The organism is Kribbella sp. NPDC104740 (assembly GCF_055583505.1).
Window position 1 is genome coordinate 918,194 of the sequence record NZ_JBVJNV010000004.1, and the last position, 24,545, is coordinate 942,738.

Genomic DNA, 24,545 nt, shown 5'->3' on the forward strand with positions numbered 1-24,545 from the left:
ACGTCAAGCTATTTGCTCGTAATTTACGAATTAATATTGACACCTCAGAGGTCGCCGCCGCAAGATCGTCGGCAACGAAACAACGGACCACTCAAGGCACTGGAGCAGTGATGGCACCTGATCGGCGGACGTTCCTCAAAGGCCTCGGAGTACTCGGGGCCGCGGCCCTCGTGCCCGGGTGCGCCACCTCGACCTCCGGCAGCGCGAGCAGCGGCGGTGGCGCGGCCACCGGGGAGATCGCGCTGCAGTCGAACCTGTCGGCCGAGCAGGCCAAGGCCGCGATCGAGAAGCTGGTCGAGGCGTTCAACAAGACCGGCGGTGGCACCGTCAAGCTGAACACGGTCGCTGCGGAGATCTTCCGCACCCAGCTCCCGACGTACCTGACCTCGGCCAACCCGCCGGACGTCTACACCTGGTACGCCGGCTCGGTCGCCAACTCGTACGCCGAGAAGGACCTGCTGCTCGACATCTCCGACGTCTGGCAGACGATGGGCAACTACCCGAAGTCGCTGCAGACGCTGTCCACCAGCGCGGCCGGCCAGAAGGTCTTCGTGCCGACCAGCAACTACTGGTGGGGTGTGCACTACCGCAAGTCGAACTTCGAGAAGTGGGGCGTCACCCCGCCGAAGACCTGGGCGGAGTTCCTCGAGGTCTGCAAGAAGATCCAGTCCCAGGGCGTGCCGGCGATCGGCATCGGCCTCGGCGACACCCCGTGGGTGGCCTCGGCCTGGTTCGACTACCTGAACATCCGGATCAACGGCGCCCCGTTCCACCGCGACCTGCTGGCCGGCAAGGGCGACTTCACCGACCCGAAGGTGAAGGCCGTCTTCACCAAGTGGCGCGAGGTGCTCCCGTACTTCGACCCGAAGGGCAAGTCGTTCCCGTTCCAGGAGGCCACCTCGGCGCTGCTCGGCGGCAAGACCGGGATGTTCCTGATCGGCACCTTCTTCGCCGACAGCGCTCCGAAGGACGCTCTCGACGACATCGACTTCTTCCAGTTCCCGATCATCGACCCGAACGTGCCGGTGGCCGAGGAGGCGCCGACCGACGGCTACTTCGCCAGCAAGAAGGCGAAGGACCCGGCCGCGGTGAAGAAGTTCCTCACCTGGCTGGCCACCGCCGAGGCGCAGAACATCTACATCGACAACTCCTCCGGCACCGTGCTGCCCGCCAACCCGGACGGCAAGTTCGCCGACACGCCGTACGTGCGCAAGGGCAAGGCGATGCTCGAGGGCGCGGCCGAGCTGACCCAGTTCTTCAACCGCGACTCCAGTGACGCGCTGCAGCCGACCGCGGACGCGGCGCTGACCAAGTTCCTGGACAAGCCGGACCAGATCGACCAGATCCTCAAGGACTGGCAGGCCGCGGCGACGAAGGTCTTCCAGGCGTGACTGCTACAGCCGTCGAGGTGAAGACTCGCGCGCGGTCGGCCAGGCGCCGGCCCGCCCGGGTCTCACCGCTGATCCTCGCCTTCGTCTTCGTGCCGTTCGCGGTCGAGGCGGTCTGGGTGTTCTGGCCGGCCCTGCAGGGGTTCTGGCTGTCGCTGACCAACTGGGACGGCCTGTCCGCCCCGACGTTCGTCGGCCTCGGCAACTTCGGGGACATGTTCTCCGACCCGATCTTCAAGACCGCGCTGAAGAACACCGCGATCTGGCTGGTGCTGTTCGGCGGCCTGAGCGTCGCCGGCGGTTTCGGGATGGCCCTGCTGCTGCAGAAGGAACGTCGCGGCGTCGGCATCTACCGGGCCGCGCTCTTCACCCCGGTCGTGTTCTCGCTGGTGGTCACCGCGCTGATCTGGCGCGTCTTCTACCAGCCGGACGGCCTGGTCGACTCGGTGCTGAACGGCATCGGCCTCGGCAACCTGATCCGCCCGTGGCTCGCCGATCCCGACACCGCCCTGTACGCCGTGATCGTGCCCGCGCTCTGGCGGCAGATCGGGTACGTGATGGTGCTCTACCTGGCCGGTCTGAAAGCGGTCGACCCGGCGCTGTACGAAGCCGCCCGGGTGGACGGCGCGTCGGCCTGGCAGCGCACCCGGTACGTGACGATCCCGCAGCTCAAGGGCGTCAACTCGGTCGTGCTGTCGGTGATCGTGATCGACTCGCTGCGCTCGTTCGACATCGTCTGGTCGATGACCAAGGGCGGCCCGTACCACTCCTCGGAGCTGCTCAGCACCTACATGTACTCGACCGCGTTCCAGTCCACCCAGCTGGGCTACGCCTCCGCGATCGCCGTGGTGATCTTCCTGCTCGCGCTGGCGGTCATCCTCGGCTACCTGATCCGTGCCTTCCGGGAGGAGACATGAAGGGCTTGAAGACCGGCGGCTACCACTTCGCGATGGGCTTGATCTCGTTGCTGTGGGTGGCGCCGATCCTCTGGGTGATCGTGATCTCGTTCCGCAGCTTCGACGACGTCGCGGCCAACGGGCTGGGCTCGCTGCCGCACTCGTTCACGTTCTCCACCTACGTGCAGGCCTGGCAGGACGCCGAGGAGTTCCGGGCGCTGGTCAACAGCCTGCTGGTGACGATCCCGGCAGTGCTGCTCAGCCTCGGGCTCGCCGCGATCGCGGCGTACGGGCTGGCCCGGTACAACATCCCGTTCCGGCGCACGGTGCTGCTGCTGATGCTGATGGGCAACCTGCTGCCGCCGCAGATCCTGCTGATCCCGATCGCCCGCTTCGTCGAGCTGATCGGGTACTACGACACGTTGATCGCGCTGATCGCCGTACACGTCGGGTTCGGTCTCGGCTTCTACACCTTCGTGCTGCACGGCTTCATGCGCGACCTGCCGAAGGAGATCCAGGAGGCCGCAACCATCGACGGCGCCGGCCCGGGCAAGATCTTCGCCAGCGTCATCCTGCCGCTGACCCGGCCCGCGCTGGCCGCGCTCGGCGCGCTGTCGTTCACCTGGATCTTCAACGACCTGCTCTGGTCGATCACGGTGATCCGGTCCGGCGACAAGATGCCGGTGACGCCGGCGCTGCTCGGCCTGCAGGGCCTGTTCGTGTCGTCGTGGAACGTGATCGCGGCCGGCACGGTGATCGCGGCGGTGCCGACGGTCGCGGTCTTCCTGCGCTTCCAGAAGCACTTCGTCGGCGGCCTGGCGATCGGAGCGGTCAAGTGACCCGATGGACACTGCGTGGTGCCAGTACGGCGTACGTCGTCGGCGTGCCCGAGCACGGTGAGTGGGCGGCGCTGCTTGCCTGGGGCCCGCAGGCCGTTGCCGACGGCCCGTCGTTGACCGAGCCAACGGGTACCGAGCACTTCCTGCCGCGGGCCGACGTCGAGCCGCTCGAGTACGGCGTCCGCGGGGTGCGGTACACGAGCCCGGCCGAGCTGGTCGTCAGCGGGCCGGACGGCAGCGACGAGTGCCGGCCGGTGTTCGTCAACGCCGTCCAGGACGAGGACGAGCTGGCGCTGACCTTCGCCGATCCGCTGCGGTCGCTGCGGGTCGTGCTGCACTACCGGATGCCCGCGGGGCTCGACGTGGTCGAGCGGTGGGTTGCCGTGCACAACGACGGGACCGACGAGCTGCGGATGCACGAGCACGACTCGGCGGCGTTCGTCGTACCGACCTCGGACGGTGCGGTGATCCGGTCGCTGTGGGGCGAGTGGAACAGCGAGTTCCAGCAGGAGTCGGTGGTGCTGCGGCGTGGCCGCTTCACCGTCGACAGCCGGCAGGGCATCACCGGCCACTCGTACTCACCCTTCCTGTCCGTGAGCGACGCCGGAGATCCGGCCGGTACGACGTACGGCGTGCAGCTGGCGTGGTCCGGTGACTGGCGGCTGAGCGCGGACGTCGACACCACCGGGCAGACCCGGATCCAGGCGGGCCGGGCTCCGTCCAGCTTCGGCCTCGTCCTTGCCCCGGGATCGTCCTGGGTCTCCCCGGTGGCCGTCGGCGGTTGTAGCACCTCGGGTCCCGAGGGACTTGCCCGCGTGTTCCACGCCTACCAGCGGTCGCTGGCGCGGGACCTGCCGCGGCGGGTGCTCTACAACTCGTGGTTCGCGACCGAGTTCGACATCCGGGCCGATCACCAGCTGGAGCTGGCGAAGCGGGCCGCGGGGATCGGTGCCGAGCTGTTCGTCGTCGACGACGGCTGGTTCGTCGGGCGCAACGACGACAAGTCGGCGCTGGGAGACTGGGAGGTCGACCCGGCCGCGTTCCCGCACGGGCTCGACACGTTCATCGCCGACCTCGGTGAGCTCGGGCTCGACTTCGGGCTGTGGGTCGAGCCGGAGGCGATCAGTCCGTCGTCGAAGCTGGCCGCGGAGCATCCGGAGTGGGTGCTGCGGACCGCTGGGCGGGAACCGATCGAGATCCGGAACCAGTGGCTGCTCGACCTGAGCCGTGACGACGTGACCGAGTGGATCTGGTCGATGCTGGACCGGTTGCTCACGTCGTACGACATCACGTACCTGAAGTGGGACGCGAACCGGGCGCGGCTCGACGCGGGGGACCGGCGCCGGGACCTCGACGGGCTCGTCGTCGCGAACCTGTACAAGATCCTGGACCGGCTGCGTGAGCAGCACCCGCGGGTGTTCGTCGAGGGCTGCGCCGGTGGTGGTGGGCGCGTCGACCTCGGGATGGCCGCGCGGGTCGACACGCTCTGGCCGAGCGACAACACCGCGCCGCTCGACCGTCTGCGCATCCAGGACGGCTTCCTGACCGGCTGGTCGCCGCACCTGATGAGCTCGTGGGTGACCGATGCCGAGGGCACCCACGACGGCCGCGAGCGGTCGCTGGACTTCCGCTTCCACGTCGCGATGGCCGGCGGCCTCGGGATCGGCGCGGACCTGTCCCGGTGGACCGACGAGCAGCTGGTCGTTGCCCGCCGCCACGTTCTGCAGTACTGGAAGATCCGCCGTACGGTTGCCGACAGCAAGGTTCACCGGCTGTCCCGGGGACTGCAGTACGTCGGTGCGGACCAGTCGGTGGTGTTCCTCTACGACACCGGCGACGACAACGTCCGCGGCACCCTGCCGACAAGGCAGCGCCGGGTCCCGCTGGTCGGGCTGGACCCGTCGAAGAACTACCGGGTGGGCGACAAGACCCACCCGGGGAGCTACCTGCTGGAGGTCGGCGTCGCCTTCGAGGGCGCCGACTCGCTCTGCCTGGTCGTCGAACCGATCGACTGACCCGCCCGTCACATCCACGGCACAGCAAAGGAAACAGCGTGAAACGACTTTCCGCCTTGCTCGGCGGTCTCCTGACGGCGGCCCTGGTGTCCGCCTCGCTGGTGACCGCGACCGTCCCTGCCGCCGCGGCGCCCGCCGCTCCCGCGGCCGCTCCGGTGCTCAGCCCCACGCCGTACCAGGGCTGGAACACCTACTTCGGGCTCGGTGGTGACTTCACCGAGGACACCATCAAGTCCGTCGCCGACTCGATCGTCAGCCGCGGGCTGGCCAAGGCCGGCTACGACATCGTCTGGCTGGACGGCGGCTGGCAGGCCGACCAGTCCCGTGGCGAGAACGGCGAACTGGTGGCCAATCCGGCCAAGTTCCCGAGTGGCCTGAAGCCGTTGGTCGACTACATTCACGCCAAGGGCCTGAAGGCCGGGATCTACACCGACGCCGGTCCGTACATCCCGGGCAAGTGCGGCCTGGGCTCCGGCGGCGGCTACTACCAGCGCGACGCCGACCAGTTCGCCGCGCTCGGCTTCGACGCGGTCAAGGTCGACTTCCTCTGCGGGATCGCCGCCGACCTCGACCCGAAGACCGCGTTCACCGAGTTCGCCAAGGCGCTGCGCAACAACGCCAGCAAGCGGCCGATGATCTTCAACCTGTGCAACCCGGTCACCTCGCCGGACTGGGGCAACTACCCCGAGTCGCAGCAGTCGACCAACTCCTGGAGCTACGCGCCGGAGATCGCCCAGTCGTGGCGCACCTACACCGACGTCGGCTTCGTGTTCGACATCAAGTACAAGGACGTGCTGCGCAACTACGACCAGAACGCGCGGCACCCCGAGGTCGTCCGGCCGGGTGCGTACAACGACCCGGACTACCTCGCGCCGGAGCTCGGCATGTCCGACGAGGAGTTCCGTTCGCAGATGACGCTGTGGGCGGTGGCCGCCGCGCCGCTGATCATCGGCAGCGACGTCCGGAAGCTGAGCAACACCTCGATCGCGACACTGACCGATCCTGACGTGCTGGCGATCAACCAGGACAAGGCTGTTGTTCAGGCCGTGCGGGTCGGTGCGGCCGGTACGACGGAGACGTGGGTGAAGCGGCTTGCCGACGGTGGGCGCGCGGTGGTGCTGCTGAACCGTGGGGACAGCGCGAAGACGCTGACCACGACCGCCAAGGCCGCTGGTCTCAGCGGTGCTCGGTTCACGGTGAAGAACGCGTGGACCAACAAGGTCACCGAGAGCGCGGGCACGATCAGCGCTGCTGTTCCGGCGCACGGTGCGGCGCTGTTCCGGCTCTCGGCGGCGCGTGGTCTGCCGGGCGTCCCGCACGTCACCGCGGGGATCCCGACGGTGACCAAGGTGGGCACTGCCGCTCAGCCGGCTGACGCCGCTCCGGTGGTTGCCGGTGGCGACGAGCTGCGGGTCGAGGTTGCCGTGCGCAACGATGGGCTGCTGCCGGTGCTGAAGCCGGCCGCGACGCTTGCCGGTGGCACCGGATGGACCGTCAAGTCGTTGACCAAGGCCCCGGTTCTGCTGGCGCCGGGTCAGAAGTTCACGTTCGCGTTCACCGCGAAACTGCCGGCGGGCGCGGCACCTGGGAACGCGGCGCTGACGGCGCGTACGTCGTACGAGGCCATCGGGTACGGCGCGCAGAACCAGACCACGGTGTCGCCGGTCGTCGTCGCGCCGGAGCCGCCGTCGGGCACCGCCGCGCTGTCGCACCACGACTGGATCACCGCGACCAGCGGCTGGATGTCGCCGACCGTCGACCAGTCGGTCGGTGGCGGGTCGCCGATCAGCCTGGTCGGCCAGACCTACGAGACGGGCATCGGCGTCGCGTCGCCGTCGCTGGTCCGGTACTACGTCGGGCAGCAGTGCTCGCGCTTCACCGCGACCGTCGGCATCGACGACGCCGTCCGCAACGTCGGCCCGGAAGGCGGCACGTCCACCTTCCAGGTCGTCGGTGACGGCAAGGTCCTGTACGACAGCGGCACCGTCGGACGCGACGACCCGAAGCAGGTCGACGTCGACCTGACGGGCGTGCGGGTGCTCGACCTGGTCGTGGGTGACGCCGGCGACGGCGGCTACAACGACCGCGCCGACTGGGCGGCTCCGACCGCCACCTGCTGAGTTGATTTCTTGAAGGGGGCAGACCGGACCGGTCTGCCCCCTTCGCTGTGTTTGGGTGGTGCTCGCTGTATCCGCCTGCACGTCGTGAGGACCCCTGCATGAAACTGCGTCACCGCTGGAAGCTCGCCACCGCCGGACTGGTGAGCCTCGGGCTCGTGGTGGGAGGCGTCGCCCGTATGGCGACCGCCGACACCGGCACCATCGACCGGCCCGGCGCCGCCGGCACCGCCGACCAGCCCGGCGCCGCGGACCAGACTGGCATCGCCGACCAGCCCGGCGCGGACGCCTCAAGTCTTCCACCCGCCACCGGCTCCGTCCCCCTGACGGCTTCGGAAGCCGAAGCCCTCGCCCCGAGCACCACCTCCCGCTCGAGCGCCGCCGGCCCAGCAGTTGCCCCGCGCCCCCAATCGGCGCAACAACTCGCCCGCGCGGCTTCCGCCGTACCGGCCTCTGCCAAGCTCTCGATCAAGGGCGTCTACCAGGCGACCAACTACTTCTGCGTCCCCGCGTCCAGCCAGGTCACGCTGGCGACGTACGGCGTGAGCGTCACCCAGCAAACCCTCGCCAAGGAGATGGGCACGACCACCGAGGGGACCTACAACCGGACCTCGATGCCGGTGGTCAACAAGTACGTCAACCCGCTCGGGTACTCGATCTGGAGCAGCGACACCACCGGCAACCCGACCAACCTGCTCAACTGGGCGGCGTACGACATCGGGACGCTGAAGCGGGCGCCGATGATCGGCGTCTGGATGGAGAAGCTGCCCTGGAACAAGGGCCTCAGCGGACACTTCGGGCACGCGATCCTGATCTACGGCTACGACCAGGCCGCGAAGACGCTGACCGTCTGGGACCCGTGGAAGCCGACCGGCGGCACGCACACGATCGCGGCGTCCACGTTGAACGCCGCGATGCAGAGCTACGGGCTCTCGTACGTCGCCGGGCACTCGGACGCCGACCTGACCAACGCCGGCGACCTCACCGGTGACGGACTGCCCGACATGATCGCGGTGCACCGGCCGACCGGCGATCTCTACCGGTACACGAACAACGGCAAGGGCTCCTTCGACGGCGGTTCGGCCGCGGTCAAGATCGGGTCGAGCTGGAACGGCATGACCGAGCTGACCGGCGTCGGCGACCTCACCGGCGACGGCAACGCCGACGTCGCCGCCGTCGAGAAGTCCACCGGCAAGCTGTGGCTCTACCGCGGGCCGTCCTTGGCGGGTACGACGCGCCTGCTGATCGGCAACTCCGGCTGGACCGGCATGCGCGACCTGATCGGCATCGGCAACATCACCGGCGACGCGCACCCGGACCTCGTCACCATCGAGAAGTCCACCGGCAAGCTCTGGGTCTACCCCGGCAAGCTCAACGGCCTGGGCACCCGCAAGCAGATCGGCACCAGCTGGCAGAAGATGACCAAGCTCGCGGCCATCGGCGACCTCTCCCGCGACGGCAAACCCGACTTCGCCGCCGTCGACACCTCCACCGGCAAACTCTGGCTCTACAAGGGCCTGACCTTCGCCGGCGGAACCTCCCGCGTCGAGATCGGCACCGGCGGCTGGAACGGCATGCGCTCCCTCACCGGCTTCGGCGACCTGAACGACGACGCGGTCCCCGACCTGATCACCGTCGCCAACACCGCCGGCGACATGTACCTCTACCCCGGCAAGTCCAACGCCCTGGGTGCCCGCGTCAAGCAGGGCAGCGGCTGGAACGGCTAGCCCCCCACAGCACTGAACGCCGGGCCCGAAGTCCGGCGCTCAGCGCGTGGTGGCCGGTGACTTCGCGGGAACACCGGCCACCACTCGTTCCATTTGATCAGATCTTCAACTCTCCGAGAATCCCACGCGCCGGTTTTCCCCGCGGGCTCTTCCGCCCGCCGGCATGCTTCCCCACCCCCGCGGGCACCAGTCCACCGTGAGGAACCGACGCAACCCCCGCCAGCGCCTCCTGTTCGCCCTCGGTGCAATCGCTGTTGGCGCTGCCCTCACCGCCCTCTTCGACGCGCCCATCCGCGGCGGCGGCTTCGGCCTGATCGGCTTCGGCGTGGTCCAGCTCGGGGTCGCGCTCTACGAACTGCGGGTGAATCGCCGCTAGTTCGCACGATGGCGAAGGCGATCGGGCCGTCGGGGCCGCCGTAGTACGGGATCGGGTCGGGCGGCAGATTCTTGCGGTGTTGGTTGGGAAGCCGTGAGGTAGTGACATTCCGTTTGCTGTCGGGCAGTCTGCTGGGTGCTGGTAAGTGCTTGACTTCGCCCATCAGGAGACACTTATGCGCAGAATTCGTTCGATTGTTGCCGTGCTGGCAGCTGGAGTTGTGGTTGGGGGACTGGCTCAGCCTGCGGATGCGGGGCAGGGGTCGGTGGGGGTGCAGTTGGTTTCGATCACGGACTTTCATGGGTACTTGCGGCCGCCTTCGGTGGCTGACGGCGGGACGATCGCCGGGCCGGACGGGCAGGTGCAGACCGTGGGTGGGGCGGCGTACCTGGCGACGCATCTCAAACAGATCAGGAAGCCGAACTCGATCTTCTTCACGGACGGGGACAACTTCTCGGGGTGGCCGTTCGAGGTGGATGTGCATGCGGACGAGCCGACCGTCGAGGTGCTGAACGCGTTGGGGGTGGAGTTCTCGTCTGTGGGGAACCACGAGCTCGACGTGTCGAAGAGCTTTCTGGTCGACCACATGGAGAACGGGAAGTGCTTCGGGAAGGTCGGGGTGGACAGTTGCTTCAAGGACTCGACCGGGAAGCGGTTCAGGGGAGCGGACTTCGAGTTCCAGTCGGCGAACATCGTCGACGCGCGCGGGCGGACGATCGTCGCGCCGTACACGATCCGGTGGGTGAAGGATCACGGGAAGTCGTACCCGGTGGGGTTCATCGGGATGACGGTTCCGGACACGCCCGTCGGGTCGACGTCGTACCAGCCGGAGCTGAAAGCGTTGGATCCGGTCAAGGCGGCTGACGCGGCCGCCGCCGAGCTGACGCGGCGTGGGGTGAAGGCGATCGTGCTCAACCTGCACGACGGCGGGACCGACGCGTCGGCGACGTACGACGACTGCGTGAACCCGAGCGGGCCGGCGATCGAGCTGGCGAAGACCGTCAGCCCGGCGATCGACGCGATCGTCACCGGGCACTGGCACGCGGCGTTCAACTGCAGCCTGCCGGACCCGGCGGGCAACCCGCGGCCGGTCGTCGAGGCGGCCAACCACGGGCGGCTGATCAACGAGATCAACCTGCGGCTGGACCGGAAGACTGGTGAGGTGCTGCGGTCGGCGACCACCTCGACGAACCACGCGGTCACCCGGGACGTCCCGGCCGACCCGAAGATCCAGAAGATCGTCGACTACTGGGCGGCCGCCGGTGATCGCCGGTACGCCGAACCCGTCGCGACCGTCACCGCAGACTTCACCCGTACGCCGAACGCCGCGGGCGAGAGCACCTTCGCCGATCTCGCCGCCGACGTGCACCTGTGGACGGCGCGCCAGGACGGGCGGGCTGATCTCGGGATCGTCGCCGCGCAGCCGGCGGTCGGGAGCACGCCGCTCCGCGGCGACCTGCTGGTTGCCTCAAGCAACAAGCCGGGGGATGCGCCCGGCCGGGTGCTGCTCGGCGAGTCCTGGGACGCGTACGGCTACGGCAACCCGGTGCTGACCGTGTCGTTGACCGGCGCGCAGCTGGACGCCGTACTGGAGCAGCAGTGGCAGCCGCAGGCGAACGGCACGGTGAAGTTCGCGCCGCTGGCGGTCTCCGGGAACGTCCAGTACGCGTACGACGCCAGCCGGCCGGTCGGCGACCGGGTCGTTCCGGCAGACGTGAAGATCAACGGCGTCGCGCTCGATCCGGCCAAGACGTACCGGGTTGCGGCTCTCGCGTACACGGTGATCGGTGCTGACGGCTACCCGGCCTTCAAGGTCGCGACCAATCCGGTCCGCAACAACACCGACCACGAGACCTTCGCCGATTACCTGAGGGCGCACCGCACCCTCACCCCGGCACCGCTCACGCGGGTCATGGCGATCGGGTAGGTCTAGCACCACCATCGATCGACGGGCTGGCACCCTCAGCGTCAGCGAAGTTCCACACCAGGATTCAGCTATGAGTTCTCAGGTGAGCCGGTTCCTGCTGATCTGCTTCGCGTTGAGTTGGGCGCCGTGGATCGTTCTGGGTGCGACCGGAGCGAACGTCGACGAAGGGTCGGGTGCGCTGGTCTTCGGGCTGGCTGCCAGCGGCCCTTCGTTGGCGGCGCTCGCGATGTGGTTGCGCTACCGGAGCAGGCTGCCGCGGCAGACGACGTGGGCGTGGCACTGGCCGATCGCGGCCGTCGTACTGGGGGCAGCGCCGCCGTTGCTGGCGGCGCTGCTGACGGGAGTCGACGGGATTCCGCACCACGCGTCGACGGTGATCGCCGGCGCGGGTGGGCCGCTTGGTGCGCTCGCGTACACGCTGGTCGCCGGGCCGGTGTCGGAGGAGTTCGGCTGGCGCGGCTACCTGCAGCCGAGGCTTCGGCAGTCGTACGGGCGGGTGGCGGTGACCGGGCTGATCGGCGCGGCCTGGGGGATCTGGCACCTGCCGCTGTTCTTCCTCGAGGGCACGGGGCAGCACGACAAGGGGCTGATCAGTCTCGAAGGGCTGCTGTTCTTCCTCGGGTTGTTCCCGCTCACCTACACGATTCTGTTCGTCTCCGAGCGGCTGCGTGGTGGGGTGTGGGCGGCGATCCTCGTGCACGCGGCGTGGAACCTGACCGAGGAGCTCGTTCCGGCGCTGAGCACGACCGGGCTGTGGGTGGAGTTCGCGCTGACGACGCTGATCGCGGTCAGTGCGGCGCTGGTGTGGAAGCGGACCGGATCGCCGACGCCCACTCTGCGCGGCGGGCTTCGCGTGTCGCGCTGAGGGTGGGCTCGAACGTGCGGTACGTACGCCGTACCGACCAATCGGTTGGCTGTCCCAGTGACGCCCAGGCGAGCTCGGCAGCGCCGAGGGCGGAGAGTTCCGGTACGTCGGCGACGTCGATCGGGCGGCCGAGGAGGTCGGCCTGGGTCTGCATGAGGAGCGGGGAAACGGTCGCGCCACCGTCGCACCGGAGGCGGTCGACCGCGGGCAGCGTCTCGGCGATGTCGCAGATCTGATGGGCGACCGCCTCGACCGCGGCGTGGGCGATGTGAGCCCGCGTGGTCGAGCTGCTCATGCCGGTGAGCGCGGCGCGGGCGTCGCGGTTCCAGTGCGGGGCGCCGAGGCCGGTGAAGGCCGGGACGAGAGTGACGCCATCAGAGCCGGCGACGGTCCCGGCGAGAGAGACCAGCGCGCCGACGTCGGGGAGCCCGAGCAGATCGGCGGTCCAGGCGAGGGCGGCGCCTGACGAGACGATGTTGCCCTCCAGCGCGTACGTCGGACGATCGGTGAGCCAGGCCAGCGTGCAGCCGTCGGGGACGAAGGAATCGACCGGCGTCATCACCGACGAGCCGGTCCCGTACGTCGCCTTGACCATGCCGGGGTGGACGCAGCCCTGGCCGTACAGCGCGGCGTGCGAGTCGGCGAGGACGGCGAGGATCGGGATGCCGTCGGGCAGGCCGGGGACGCCGGAGGTCACGCCGAAGCCGGCGTCGGAGGGGCGGACCTCGGGCAGGACCGACGCAGGGATGCCGAAGGCGTCCAGCAAGTCGGGGGACCACGCCAGCGAGTCGATGTCGTAGAGCAGCGTCCGGGACGCGTTCCCGGCGTCCGTTAGATGCTCCGAGCAACCAGTCAGCCGGTGGACGAGCCAGGAGTCGACAGTGCCGACCTGGTCGGCGGGCGTCGCGTCCAGAAGCCAACGCAGCTTGGGCGCCGAGAACATCGCGTCCATGCGCAGTCCGGTGCGGCGGCGTACCAGGGCGTCGACAGAAGCAGGCAATGAGGCGCACCAGGCCGACGTCCGGACGTCCTGCCAGCCGATCACCGGACCGACCGCCGCACCGGTCCGCCGGTCCCACCCGACGACAGATTCACGTTGGGTCGACAAAGCGATCCCCACCACGTCCACCGACAGGCCGAGCCGGAAGATCGCCGCCAGCACGCTCGCCCACAGCTCCTCGGCGTCCTGCTCGACCCAACCGGAGTGCGGTGTCGACAAACCGACCGGCGCCGACGCCCGCGCAATCACCCCACCGACAGCGTCGACGAGCACCGCCTTGGTGTTCGTCGTGCCCTGGTCGATCGCGAGCACCGCTTGCACCATCGACCGACCTCCACGGGTTCGACAACTTTCAACCGACCTCTTGACGGGACTCTAGCGCCGTGGCGACACTCATGGCGACAGGCTATGCACTAGTGAATTTCTATTCAAAGAGGTGGCAGCAGCGTGAAGCCGAGCAGACGCCGGGTGATCATCGACACCGACGCCAAGAACGAGGCCGACGACCAGTTCGCGATCGTGCACGGACTGTTGTCGCCGACGTTCGACGTCCGGGGCCTGATCGCCGCCCACTTCGGGACCCGGCGGTCGAACCGCAGCATGGAGGAGTCCCGGGAGGAGATCGACCTGCTGCTGGACCTGATGGACCTGACCGGTCAGGTCCCGGTCGCGAACGGCGCCCCGACCGGGATCCCCGACGAGCAGACCCCGCTGGACTCGCCCGGTGCGCGACTCATCGTCGAGGAGTCCAAGCTGGCCACGAAGGACGACCCGCTGTTCGTGTCGTTCCTCGGCCCGCTGACCAACATGGCCTCGGCGATCCTGCTCGACCCGGAGATCGTGCACCGCGACGTCGTGGTGATCTGGATCGGCGGTCGTGGGTACGACGGTTACACGTCGTACCCGGGGATCGAGTTCAACCTGAGCAACGACATCCACGCCGCCAACGTCGTGTTCGGCTCCGGGATGACGGTCTGGCAGGTCCCGAGCGACGTCTACACCAAGGTCTCGGTCAGCTACGCCGAGCTCGACGAGAAGATCGGCGACGCCGGTCCGCTCGGCAAGTACCTCATCGAGCAGTTGCACGAGTGGAACGCGATCCACCACGGCGAGCCGATCGAGTCGCGCTCGCTCGGCGACTCCCCGGCGATCGCGCTGATGCTCTTCCCACGCAGCGGGGACATGCGGGTCCGGCCGGCGCCGCGCTTCGGTGTCGACGGCTGGTACCTGCCCGGCACCGACAACCCGATCCACGTCTGCGAGCAGGTCGACGTCCGCTTCCTGCTCGAGGACATGTTCGCCAAGATCCGCCGCTTCGCCCGACAGAGGAGCCAGTCATGACGTACACCCGCCGGGGCTTTCTCGGCCTCACCACCGCGGCCGCGCTGGGGGCCGGCCTGACCGCCTGCACCGGAGCCGGTACGACGAGCAGCGGCGGTACCGCCGCGGCCTCGAACGACCTGCGCCTGTTCACCTACGAGGACGACACGACGATCGGCCTGCTGAAGGCCCAGGTGAAGAAGTTCGACGAGGCGAACGGGACCACGACCACCGTCGACAGCCTGCCCGGATCGGGCGCGGCGGTGTACCCGGACAAGCTGCGCACCGAGCTGCTCGGCGGCAAGGGCCCGGACGTCTGGCGGATCTGGGGCGGCCAGATCGGCAGCCCGTTCGCGAAGGCCAAGCAGGCGCTCGACCTGACGCCGTACTACTCCAAGTTCGGCTGGGACTCCAAGATCAACAGCTCGGCGATCGACGGGATGACCTTCGACGGGGTGAAGACCGGAGTCCCGTTCACCGCGCTCGGAATCGGTGCCTGGTACAACAAGTCCCTGTTCGCCAAGGCCGGGGTGAGCGCGCCTCCCACGTCGTACGCCGAACTGGAAGCGGTCAACGACAAGCTCGTCGCCGTCGGCGTCACGCCGCTCGCGACCGGTGGCAAGTACGGCTGGCACATCATGCGGCTGTTCGAGTACCTGCTCGAGCACACCGCCGGCCCGGAGCTGCACGACAAGCTGCTGACCGGCGCCGAGAGCTGGGACCGGCCAGAGGTGGTCGAGGCGTTCACGCTGTTCAAGAAGTGGCAGGACAAGAAGTGGATCCCGCAGGGCGCGCTCGGCCTCGACCCGGCCGACATCGAGCCCGGCTACGTGCAGGGCCGGACGGCGTACACGATCACCGGGCCGTGGACCGAGGCGCAGGCGATCCTCTCGGCCAAGAAGCCGTCGACCGCGTTCGGTACCTTCGAGCTGCCGACCGACCAGCAGCCGTCGCGGCACTCGGGCTTCGTCGAGGGCTACATGATCAACGCCAAGTCCGGCAACGCCGAGAAGTCCGCGGCGCTGATCGACTTCCTCCTCCAGCCCGAGGCGCAGAAGGCGATGCAGATCACCGCCTCGACGGTGAAGGGTGCCGAACCGGACCCGAAGACGTTGCCCCTGGCAGCGGAGTGGTCGCAGAAGTACGCGGGCAACCCGTTCTACACGATCCAGGATCAGGCCTTCCCGAAGAAGGAGGCCGACCAGTACTTCAGCGTCCAGAGCGACCTGCTGCAGGGTTCGCTGGCGCCCGCGGCCGCGGCGAAGAAGATGCAGGAGATCGTCTCCGCCTGGGCCAAGGGCTGATGGCCACCGTCGCGCTGCCGAAACCCGGCAAGGTCAAGAGCGGCCGCTGGTCGCCCTGGCTGTTCGCCCTGCCCGCGGTGCTGGTGTACGTCGGGTTCCTGGTGTACCCGGCGATCTCCTCGCTGTTCTTCAGCCTGACCAACTGGGACGGGCTGAGCGCGACGTACGACTTCGTCGGCCTGGACAACTACACCAAGCTGGCGAGCGACCCGGTCGTCGGCACCGCGGTCCGGAACAACCTGATCTGGACCGTGGTGACGATCGCCGTCCCGACCGTGATCGGCCTGGCGCTGGCGATCGCGCTGAACGGCAAGGTGCACGGCAAACCGATCCTGCGGCTGGTCTTCTACACCCCGGCCGTGCTGCCGCTGGTCTCGATCGCGAGCATCTGGGGCTGGCTCTACAACCCGCAGTACGGCGCGATCAACTCGTTCCTGAAGCTGATCGGGCTCGACGGGCTCGCGCAGCCGTGGCTCGGGCAGGACTCGACCGCGCTCTGGGCCGTGATGGTCCCGGCGATCTGGTTGCGCACCGGCTTCCCGATGCTGCTCTACCTGGCCGCGCTGCAGGGCATCCCGAACGAGCTGTACGAGGCGGCGACCGTCGACGGTGCGAGCCGTTGGCAACAGTTCTGGCACATCACGATGCCGAGCCTGCGGCCGGCGCACTACATCGTGCTGGCGCTGTCGCTGATCGACTCGTTCAAGGTCTTCGACATGATCTACGCGATGACGTACGGCGGACCCGGGACGTCGACGCAGGTGATGGGGACATGGATGTACTTCAACGTCTTCCAGTACTACCAGGCCGGCTACGGCACCGCGATCGCGGTCGTGATCACGCTGGTGGCCGTTGCCGTCGGCATCCCGTACGTGCGCTCCCAGACCAAGGAGGCCTCATGACCTCGCTCGCCCCGGCTCGCGTTCAGCTCGAGCCCGAGACAGTCGCCTCCGAACCCGTGCAGCAGAAGCCGAAGGGCCGTCGCGGCGTCGTGATGACGCTGGTGCTCGCGGTGATGGCGATCTTCTGGGTCTCGCCGCTGGCACTGCTGGTGGTCACCGCGGTCCGGCCGCTCGCGGACTTCGTCGGGAACGGGCCGCTGTCGTGGCCGGACCAGTTCACCTGGTCGAACTTCTCCGACGCCTGGGGGATCGGCAACTTCGCCACGACGTACAAGAACAGCGCGCTGCTGGCGCTGATCAAGGTGCCGCTCGGGGTGCTGATCTCGGCGATGCTCGGGTTCGCGCTGGCCAAGCTGCGGATGAAGTTCCGCCGGACGGTGATGTTCGGGGTCTTCCTCGGGCTGACCATCCCGATCTACATCGCGATCGTGCCGGTCTTCATCATGCTCCGCCAGGCCGGCGCGACCGACAGCCTGTTCGGGCTGATCGGGCCGTACCTGGCCTTCGGGATCCCGTTCGAGGTGCTGGTGCTGCAGTCGTTCTTCCGGCAGATCCCCGACGAGATCATCGAGGCGGCCAAGGTCGACGGCGCCGGCGACTGGCGGGTCTTCTTCACGATGATCCTGCCGCTGTCGCTGCCGGCCCTGGTGACGGTCGCGATCCTGGACGCGGTGGCGACCTGGAACGAGTTCCTGTTCGCGCTGATCCTGCTCAACTCCGACGCGAACAAGACCATCCCGGTCGGCCTGCTGAACTTCCAGGGCCAGTTCGCCAACAACAACACCGGGCTCGCGGCGGGCATCCTGATCGCCGTGGTCCCGATCCTGATCGCCTACACGCTCCTGCAGCGCTACATCGTCGGCGGCCTGACCGCCGGCTCTCTGAAGGGTTAGGACCATATGACTGACATGCCGGTGTTCGGTGCCGGGATCTGGCACTTCGCCACCTACAAGGACCGCTACGCCACCGACGGGTACGGCGACCCGGTCGGCCTCCTGGAGCAGATCGACCGCGCGGGTGCGGTCGGCGACCTGTCCGTGGTCGACCTGAACTGGCCGTTCGCCGGGTACGACGGGACGCTCGACGAGGTGAAGGCCGCGCTCGCCCGCAACAACCTGAAGGCGATCGCGATCACGCCCGAGATCTACACCCGCGACTTCGTCAAGGGCTCGTTCACCAACCCCGACCCCGCCGTCCGCAAACAGGCCCTGGAGCTGTTGCACCAGGCAACCGAGCTGGCCAAGGACCTCGGCTGCTCGTACGTGAAGCTCTGGCCCGGGCAGGACGGCTGGGACTACCCGTTCCAGGTCAACTACCACGACATCTGGAACCTCGCGCTGGACGGGCTGAAGGAGCTCGTCTCCGCGCACCCCGACATCAACTTCGTGATCGAGTACAAGCCGCGCGAGCCGCGGGTGAAGATCATCTTCCCCAACGTCGCCCGGACCCTGCTCGGGATCGAGAAGATCGGCCTGCCCAACCTCGGCATCCTGCTCGACTTCGGCCACTCGCTGTACGGGCAGGAGACGCCCGCCGACGCCGCGCAGCTCGCGATCGACTACGGCCGGCTGTTCGCGATCGACGTCAACGACAACCTGCGCGGCTGGGACGACGACATGGTGGTCGGCTCGGTGCACCTCGTCGAGACGTTCGAGTTCTTCCACACGCTGCGCCGCAACAACTGGGAAGGTGTCTGGCAGCTCGACCAGTTCCCGTTCCGCGAGGACAGCGTCGAGGCCGCCAAGCAGGCGATCCGGTTCCTGAAGGCGGTGCACCACGCGCTCGACGTACTGGACGAGGAGGCGCTGGCCGCTGCGCAGGCGTCGCACGACGCGCTCGCCGCACAGCGGCTGATCCAGAAGGTCCTGCTGTCCTCGATGGCGGAACTGGCATGACGCTGACGGTCGAGCACACCACCATGCCCGTGCTCGGGCGACTGCAGCTGCACAGCAGCCGGGCCGAGCAGGTCGCGCACATCGCCGAGGTCGCGCGGCAGATCCGGATCCAGGACCTCAAGCTGGTCCACCACGCCGGGGCCGGGCACATCGGCGGGGACTTCTCGGCGATCGACATCCTGGCGACCCTGTACGGCGCGGTGCTGGACGTCGCGCCGGACCGGGTCGACGACCCGGAGCGGGACCGGTTCATCCTCAGCAAAGGCCACGTCGCGGGGGCGCTCTACACGACGCTGGCGGCGTACGGGTTCCTGCCGGTGGAGGAGCTGGCGACGTTCCTGAAGCCGCTGTCCGCGCTGAACGGGCACCCGAACCGGCGCAAGGTGGCCGGCGTCGAGGCGAACACCGGCCCGCTCGGGCACGGGCTGCCGGTCGCGGTCGGGCACGCGTTGTCGGCCAAGCTCGACGTGTCGCTGCGGCGTACGTACGTGCTGGTCGGCGACGGCGAGCTGCAGGAGGGCAGCAACTGGGAGGCGATGATGGCGGCCTCGCAGTACCAGCTGGACCGGCTGACCGTGATCGTCGACCGGAACCGGCTGCAGCAGGGCGCGACCACCAAGGAGACCAACGACCTCGACCCGCTGCCGGAGAAGGCGGCCGCGTTCGGGTTCGCGGTGGTCGAGGTGAACGGGCACGACCACGGCGAGCTGCTCGACGTGCTGTCCGCCGTACCGTTCCGGCCCGGCAAGCCGACCTTCGTGATCGCCCACACCCACAAGGGGCACCCGATCTCGTTCATGAGCAACAACGTCGCCTGGCACCACCGGGTGCCCGACGCCGAAGAGTTCGACCAAGCACTCAAGGAGCTCTCATGACGGTCACCGACAGTCCCTCGATCGCGGACCAGCCGCGGTACGACTGCCGGGACGCGTACGTCGAGACGCTGGCCGAGCTGGCGCACGCGGACCAGCGGATCGTCGGCGTGGTCAACGACTCGGTCGGGTCGAGCAAGCTGAACAGCTTCCGCAAGGCCTTCCCGGACCGGCTGATCAACGTCGGCATCGCCGAGCAGGACATGGTCGGCGTCGCGTCCGGCCTGGCCAACGGCGGGCGGATCCCGTTCGTCTCGGCGGCGTCCTGCTTCCTGACCGGGCGCGCGCTGGAGCAGATCAAGGCCGACGTCGCGTACTCGCACACCAACGTGAAGCTGTGCGGGATGAGCCCGGGCGTCGCGTACGGCGAGCTCGGGCCGACGCACCACTCGATCGAGGACATCGCCTGGCTGCGCGCGATCGCCGGGATGCGGATCATCGTGCCCGCCGACCCGATCGAGACGGCGGCGGCGTTGCGGTGGGCTGCTTCGTCGGACGGGCCGGTGTTCATCCGGGTCAGCCGGATGAGCGTGCCGCGGATCTACTCCGACGACTACGAGTTCGTGCTCGGTCGCGCGATCACCGTTCGGGACGGCGGCGACGTGACGCTGATCAGCAACGGGACGGTGCTGTGGCGGGCGCTGTCCGCGGCCGAGCAGCTGGCCGCCGAGGGGATCTCGGCGCGGGTGCTGTCGATGCCGACGGTGCAGCCGCTCGACACCGACGCCGTGATCGCGGCCGCGCGGGAGACGGCCGGCATCGTGACGGCGGAGGAAGGGGTCAGCGGGGGAGGGCTCGGCGGGGCGGTCGCGGAGACCGTCGTCCAGCATCACCCGGCGCGGGTGTCGATCCTCGGGATCCCCGAGTTCGCGCCGACCGGCTCCGCGGCGTACTTGCTGGACCGGTACGGGCTGTCCGCGGACGGCATCGCCGCCGCGGCCCGTCGGCTGGTCAGCCCAGGTAGCTGACCAGGTCGGCGATCGAGACCATCGCGAAGTCATGGGCGTCGGCGAACGCGCGCAGGTCGGCGCCGGTCATCAGCGTGCCGTCGTCGTTCATCAGCTCGCCGATCACCCCGACCGGCGGCAGCCCGGCCAGCCGGACCAGCTCGACGGTGGCCTCGGTGTGACCGGGCCGCTGCCGGACCCCGCCCGCGACCGCGCGCAGCGGGAGGATGTGGCCGGGGCGGATCAGGTCCTGCGGCTGCGCTGTCGCGTCGGCGAGCACGTTGACGGTGCGGGCGCGGTCGGCGGCGGAGATACCGGTCCCGACGCCGCTGCTCGCGTCGACCGACACCGTGTACGCCGTACGCAGGCTGTCCTGGTTGTTCGGGACCATCAGCGGCAGCTCGAGCCGGTCCAGGACCTCGGGCGCGGCCGGGGCGCAGACGTAGCCGCTGGTGTAGCGGACCAGCAGAGCCATCAGCTCCGGCGTCGCCAGGCTGGCGGCGAAGGTCAGGTCGCCTTCGTTCTCGCGGTCCTCGTCGTCCACGACGACGACCGGGCGACCCCGGCCGATCTCGGCGATCGCGTGCTCGATGGTGTCCAGACGGGTGGTCGTCACGGTGCTGCTCACTGTCGCTGTCCTCTCGGCCTGGCACTCCGGGGCAACGACAGCTCCGCGACGGTCGGCTGTGTGCACGCCTTTTGGGCGCGCGCCGAACAGGCGTCGCGAAATCTGCCACGTGCGTCTTCCCATCCGGACTTTCACCGTCGGTCCCGGAGTTCCACCAGGTCAACCGGACCTCCTCGCGGAGGTACGGGTCGCGGACTTTAACCGCCGGCTCGGAATTTCACCGACCCCAGAGCACGTGTGTGTTCTTCACTCGCAGTGTATCCGTCCTCGTTCGATCCGGGAGTGTCATGTCCATCTCAGTCGTCTGGCGGTCCGTCGAGCTGTCTGCTGCGCTTCCGGTGGGTTACGGGGCGGAAGTGTGGGCCGATTTCGAGCACGAGAGCGGGGTGAGGCTGCGACGGCCGGGGTTCTGGGACGGGGAGGTCTCCGGGGAGGGTGGTGCCGGGGCGGTGTGGCGGGTCCGGTTCGCTCCGCCGTTGGCGGGGCGGTGGGAGTGGGCGTTCGGCTCCTCATCAGGCGTGCTGGAGGTTTCACAAGTACCAGCCGGCGAAACCAATCCGTTCTACGCCCACGGGTTCTGGCAGATGTCCCCCGGCGGCCGGAGCCTGGTCCACGCGGACGGCACCCCCGCGCTGCTGGTCGCCGACACCGCCTGGGCGCTGCCCTGGCGAGCGACGGTTGATCAGGTCCGCTCGTATGCGGAGGACCGGCAGGCGAAGGGCTTCAACGCCGTACTGCTGATGTCGGTCCAACCCGACATGCGAGCCGTCGGCCCGCGCGACCGCACCGCGGACGAGGGGTTCGACGTCGCCTTCGAGGACCTGCCCGACGGTCACTTGCTGCAGCCTCGGGCGGAGTACTTCCAGTACCTCGATCAGCTGCTGGAGGTCTTGGTCGAGCACGGGATCGTCCCGGTGCTGCAGCCGGTCTTCCAGGGCTTCGGCTGGAAGGGCCTCGACGTCGCAGGCACCGTAGTACCGGCGGACGAGTACGCGACGTACTGCCGCTACCTCGTCGCCCGGTACGGCGCGCAGCCCGCGATCTACCTCGTCGGCGGCGACGGAACCGGCCGCGAGCCGCAGGTCGAGGCCGGCGGCGCCGAGGTGCACGCCGTCGACTGTTACGAGCAGCCGACCGGCATCCATTACCGCCCGCACATCCGCGCCTCGGCGCACCAGGACGCCGACTGGCTCGACTTCCAGTGGTGCCAGACCGGGCACACCGGCGAGCACGTCGCCGAACGCGTCGCCGACATGTGGCGGAACGAGCCGGTGCGAGCCGTGGCGAACGGCGAGCCGACGTACGAGCAGCATGGTGGGCTGGACGTCGCCGGCGGGTGGTGGCAGGGGCACGAGGCGTGGAGCAACCTGTGCGCGGGCGGGACGATGGGGGTCATGTACGGCGCGGGGAGCTTGTGGCAGTGGCGGCTGCATGCTGCCGAGCCCGGGCACTCTGCCTTCTTCATCGCGCCGGACGCTGGGTGGCGGGAGGCGCTGGGGTTTGGCGGTTCGACGTACGTGGGGCTGGTGGGTCGGGTGCTGGCCGGTCTGCCTGTCGCTGACTTGGAGCCGGACTGGACGCGCGTGATCTCCGGCCGCGCGCTACGCGGGGCCGACGGCCTGCTGATCGTCTACCGCGAGCACGGCGGCCCGGTGATGGTCTTCGACGACTCCGTTCCGCTCGACTACCGCATCGTCGATCCCCGCGACGGCTCCGTCGTCGCCACCGGCCGGCGAGACACGCCGGGCGATCCGCTGCCCGATCCGGGTGGCGCACCGCGCGTCTACATCTGCCTATAGTCCAGTCCTGACCTGTCTGAAGGGGGAACCGTGAATCGTGGCGTGCGCCGCCCCGGCCTGGACGAACTACGCCTGCTCGCGAAGGTCGCCCGCATGTACCACGAGAAGGGCATCCGCCAGCCGAAGATCGCGAGCGAGCTGAACCTGTCGCAGGCCCGGGTGTCGCGGATGCTCAAGCAGGCAGTCGAGGTGGGGATCGTGCACACGGTGGTGACGATGCCGAGTGGCGTGCACAGCGATCTGGAGGACGAGCTGCAGGGCCGGTATGGGCTGAGGGACGCGGTGGTGGTCGACACCGACACTCTTTCGGTCGGTACCACCGACGACGATGTCCTCCCAGCACTCGGCTCAGGCGCGGCGGCGTACCTCGACATGACCCTCACCGGCGGCCACGTCATCGGCATCTCCTCCTGGAGCGAGACCCTGATCAGCGCCGTCGACCGGATGCCCCGCAAGAGCGTCCCCGTCGCCGACAAGGTCGTCCAGATCGTCGGCGGCCTCGGCGACGCCGCCGTCCAGATGCAAGCCACCCGCCTCACCGCCCGCTTCGCCGAACTCACCGGCGCGATGCCCGTGTATCTGCCGGCGCCGGGTTTGGTCGGGACTCCCGCCGTGCGGCGGGCGATGATGAACGACGTGTCCGTCCAGGACGTGCTGGGGACTTGGAGTCAGCTCACCGACGCGGTCGTCGGCATCGGCAGCCTCGAACCATCGCCTCTATTGCAGCGCAGCGGCAACGCGGTCGCTGTCGCCGATCAGGATGAGTTGCGTCGGTTGGGAGCGGTCGGTGACGTCTGCTTCCGCTTCTTCGACGAGGACGGCAACCACGTCCGCTCGACCTTCGACCAACGAGTCATCGGCGTCACCGCCAAGGAGCTGTTGTCCGTCCCCCGCCGAATCGGCGTAGCCGGCGGCACCCGAAAGTTCTCCGCCATCCGCGCGGCACTCCTGGGCGGCTGGATCAACATCCTCATCACCGACCTCGCCATGGCCAACCGGCTCCTCGCCGACTGAGCTTTCCCCACGCGGGCTCCTCCGCTCGCTGGTTGGGCGGGTTGTGTGTAGACGGGGCGGACGTGCACCACCCACCAACCTCCGCCGGAGGCGACGAGCTGAGCGTGAACGCCTTCGCGGGGACGACGATGAAGCGGGTTAGTGGGTGGTGCACGTCCGCCCAACCGGCTACTCAGTCGGTCTGAAGGGGTCTGCTGCCGCCTGGATTCTGGCGATGCGGGCCGGCTGGGCGGGTCCGTCGATCAGCTCGCGGAGGATGTCGAGCTGGCCGCCATGCCGCAGTTCCTCGTTCAGGACTCGGAGCATCATGGCCGCCAGGGTTGTCGTCTGGTGGCCCTCGGCGAAGTGTTCGACCCAGCCAACGGCATCCAGGGCGTGCGACGCGATCGTCTCGTCGGCGACGCCGCAGGCCTCCGCGTACCAGTCGAGGACGAAGGTCGACGGCTCGTCGGCGCGGACCCACAGGTCGGCGGCGCCGGGCTGGTGCTCGTCGCCGGGGATTTCCCGCGGCAACGAGCGACCGAACGCTTCGCCGAGGTAGCCGTACTCCATCCCGCCGAGGTGTTTGAGGACGCCGAGGACATTCGCACCCGAGGCAGTGAGCGGGCGGCGGAGGTTGTACTCCGACAATCCGCGGGTCTTCTCCAGGTTGGTGGCTCGCGCGGCAAGCAGGGCCTCGTGGAGTTCGGACTTCAACGTCGGCACATCGAGCAG

The 24,545-nt window shown here is 68.8% G+C and carries 21 protein-coding genes and 1 riboswitch; of the genes, 18 read left to right on the forward strand and 3 right to left on the reverse strand.

Translation table 11 applies throughout. The features are described from left to right. Positions 1–110: 110 nt before the first annotated feature. From ACZ6Z4_RS25485 to ACZ6Z4_RS25525, 9 genes are all read left to right on the forward strand, one after another. Entirely contained in the window at positions 111–1,391 is a 1,281-nt protein-coding gene (locus tag ACZ6Z4_RS25485) for an ABC transporter substrate-binding protein (protein WP_465569195.1), read from the forward strand. Further along, positions 1,388–2,305 (forward strand): carbohydrate ABC transporter permease, encoded by a 918-nt coding sequence (locus ACZ6Z4_RS25490; RefSeq protein WP_465569197.1) that lies wholly within the window; start codon positions 1,388–1,390, stop codon positions 2,303–2,305. The genes ACZ6Z4_RS25485 and ACZ6Z4_RS25490 overlap by 4 nt, the downstream gene beginning before the upstream one ends. Further along, entirely contained in the window at positions 2,302–3,123 is an 822-nt protein-coding gene (locus ACZ6Z4_RS25495; protein ID WP_363665009.1) for a carbohydrate ABC transporter permease, read from the forward strand. Before ACZ6Z4_RS25490 ends, ACZ6Z4_RS25495 begins: the two co-directional genes overlap by 4 nt. Then, positions 3,120–5,138, forward strand: a complete 2,019-nt coding sequence (locus ACZ6Z4_RS25500) for an alpha-galactosidase (RefSeq protein ID WP_465569199.1) — start codon at positions 3,120–3,122, stop codon at positions 5,136–5,138. Before ACZ6Z4_RS25495 ends, ACZ6Z4_RS25500 begins: the two co-directional genes overlap by 4 nt. Before the next feature lie 38 nt (positions 5,139–5,176). Next, positions 5,177–7,258 (forward strand): NPCBM/NEW2 domain-containing protein, encoded by a 2,082-nt coding sequence (locus tag ACZ6Z4_RS25505; protein WP_465569201.1) that lies wholly within the window; start codon positions 5,177–5,179, stop codon positions 7,256–7,258. A gap of 98 nt (positions 7,259–7,356) precedes the next feature. Further along, a complete protein-coding gene (locus tag ACZ6Z4_RS25510; protein WP_465569203.1) occupies positions 7,357–8,982 on the forward strand; it encodes an FG-GAP-like repeat-containing protein in 1,626 nt (541 codons plus the stop codon). A 196-nt stretch (positions 8,983–9,178) separates the two neighbouring features. Continuing rightward, positions 9,179–9,358, forward strand: coding sequence for a hypothetical protein (locus tag ACZ6Z4_RS25515; protein WP_465569205.1), 180 nt, complete (start codon positions 9,179–9,181; stop codon positions 9,356–9,358). 175 nt (positions 9,359–9,533) lie between these two features. Continuing rightward, complete coding sequence (locus tag ACZ6Z4_RS25520) at positions 9,534–11,285, forward strand: bifunctional metallophosphatase/5'-nucleotidase (protein WP_465569207.1); 1,752 nt, start codon at positions 9,534–9,536, stop codon at positions 11,283–11,285. A gap of 70 nt (positions 11,286–11,355) precedes the next feature. Continuing rightward, the gene (locus tag ACZ6Z4_RS25525; protein WP_465569209.1) at positions 11,356–12,150 is read left to right on the forward strand and encodes a CPBP family intramembrane glutamic endopeptidase; all 795 of its coding nucleotides are present in this window, start codon (positions 11,356–11,358) and stop codon (positions 12,148–12,150) included. Here ACZ6Z4_RS25525 and ACZ6Z4_RS25530 read toward each other — a convergent pair. Next, entirely contained in the window at positions 12,074–13,474 is a 1,401-nt protein-coding gene (locus ACZ6Z4_RS25530; protein WP_465569212.1) for an FGGY family carbohydrate kinase, read from the reverse strand. The two genes, ACZ6Z4_RS25525 and ACZ6Z4_RS25530, sit on opposite strands and share 77 nt — an antisense overlap. Positions 13,475–13,597: 123 nt before the next feature. Between ACZ6Z4_RS25530 and ACZ6Z4_RS25535 the strand changes: the two genes are divergently transcribed. From ACZ6Z4_RS25535 to ACZ6Z4_RS25565, 7 genes are read left to right on the forward strand one after another with little or no spacing between them, the layout of a single operon-like run. After that, positions 13,598–14,491 carry a nucleoside hydrolase gene (locus ACZ6Z4_RS25535; protein ID WP_465569214.1) on the forward strand — a complete coding sequence of 298 codons (894 nt, stop codon included), beginning with the start codon at positions 13,598–13,600 and terminating at the stop codon, positions 14,489–14,491. Next, entirely contained in the window at positions 14,488–15,774 is a 1,287-nt protein-coding gene (locus tag ACZ6Z4_RS25540) for an ABC transporter substrate-binding protein (RefSeq protein ID WP_465569216.1), read from the forward strand. The genes ACZ6Z4_RS25535 and ACZ6Z4_RS25540 overlap by 4 nt, the downstream gene beginning before the upstream one ends. Next, positions 15,774–16,676 carry a carbohydrate ABC transporter permease gene (locus tag ACZ6Z4_RS25545; protein ID WP_465569217.1) on the forward strand — a complete coding sequence of 301 codons (903 nt, stop codon included), beginning with the start codon at positions 15,774–15,776 and terminating at the stop codon, positions 16,674–16,676. Before ACZ6Z4_RS25540 ends, ACZ6Z4_RS25545 begins: the two co-directional genes overlap by 1 nt. Further along, a complete protein-coding gene (locus ACZ6Z4_RS25550) occupies positions 16,673–17,569 on the forward strand; it encodes a carbohydrate ABC transporter permease (RefSeq protein ID WP_465569219.1) in 897 nt (298 codons plus the stop codon). The genes ACZ6Z4_RS25545 and ACZ6Z4_RS25550 overlap by 4 nt, the downstream gene beginning before the upstream one ends. 6 nt (positions 17,570–17,575) lie before the next feature. After that, entirely contained in the window at positions 17,576–18,571 is a 996-nt protein-coding gene (locus tag ACZ6Z4_RS25555; RefSeq protein ID WP_465569222.1) for a sugar phosphate isomerase/epimerase family protein, read from the forward strand. Continuing rightward, a complete protein-coding gene (locus ACZ6Z4_RS25560; RefSeq protein WP_465569224.1) occupies positions 18,568–19,446 on the forward strand; it encodes a transketolase in 879 nt (292 codons plus the stop codon). Before ACZ6Z4_RS25555 ends, ACZ6Z4_RS25560 begins: the two co-directional genes overlap by 4 nt. Further along, positions 19,443–20,411: a transketolase family protein gene (locus tag ACZ6Z4_RS25565; RefSeq protein WP_465569226.1), complete on the forward strand. Its 969-nt coding sequence runs from the start codon at positions 19,443–19,445 to the stop codon at positions 20,409–20,411. The genes ACZ6Z4_RS25560 and ACZ6Z4_RS25565 overlap by 4 nt, the downstream gene beginning before the upstream one ends. Here ACZ6Z4_RS25565 and ribB read toward each other — a convergent pair. Continuing rightward, complete coding sequence (gene ribB / locus ACZ6Z4_RS25570; protein ID WP_465569228.1) at positions 20,395–21,018, reverse strand: 3,4-dihydroxy-2-butanone-4-phosphate synthase; 624 nt, start codon at positions 21,016–21,018, stop codon at positions 20,395–20,397. The genes ACZ6Z4_RS25565 and ribB overlap by 17 nt on opposite strands. Positions 21,019–21,123: 105 nt before the next feature. After that, a riboswitch (FMN riboswitch) is annotated at positions 21,124–21,257 on the reverse strand. 48 nt (positions 21,258–21,305) lie between these two features. Here ribB and ACZ6Z4_RS25575 point away from each other — a divergent pair. Then, entirely contained in the window at positions 21,306–22,817 is a 1,512-nt protein-coding gene (locus ACZ6Z4_RS25575) for a glycoside hydrolase family 140 protein (RefSeq protein ID WP_465569230.1), read from the forward strand. Positions 22,818–22,847: 30 nt separating this feature from the next. Next, entirely contained in the window at positions 22,848–23,831 is a 984-nt protein-coding gene (locus ACZ6Z4_RS25580) for a sugar-binding transcriptional regulator (RefSeq protein ID WP_465569233.1), read from the forward strand. Between the two features lie 168 nt (positions 23,832–23,999). Here the strand turns inward: ACZ6Z4_RS25580 and ACZ6Z4_RS25585 are convergent, their stop codons facing one another. Beyond that, the gene (locus tag ACZ6Z4_RS25585) at positions 24,000–24,536 is read right to left on the reverse strand and encodes a mycothiol transferase (RefSeq protein WP_465569235.1); all 537 of its coding nucleotides are present in this window, start codon (positions 24,534–24,536) and stop codon (positions 24,000–24,002) included. Positions 24,537–24,545: the final 9 nt, after the last annotated feature.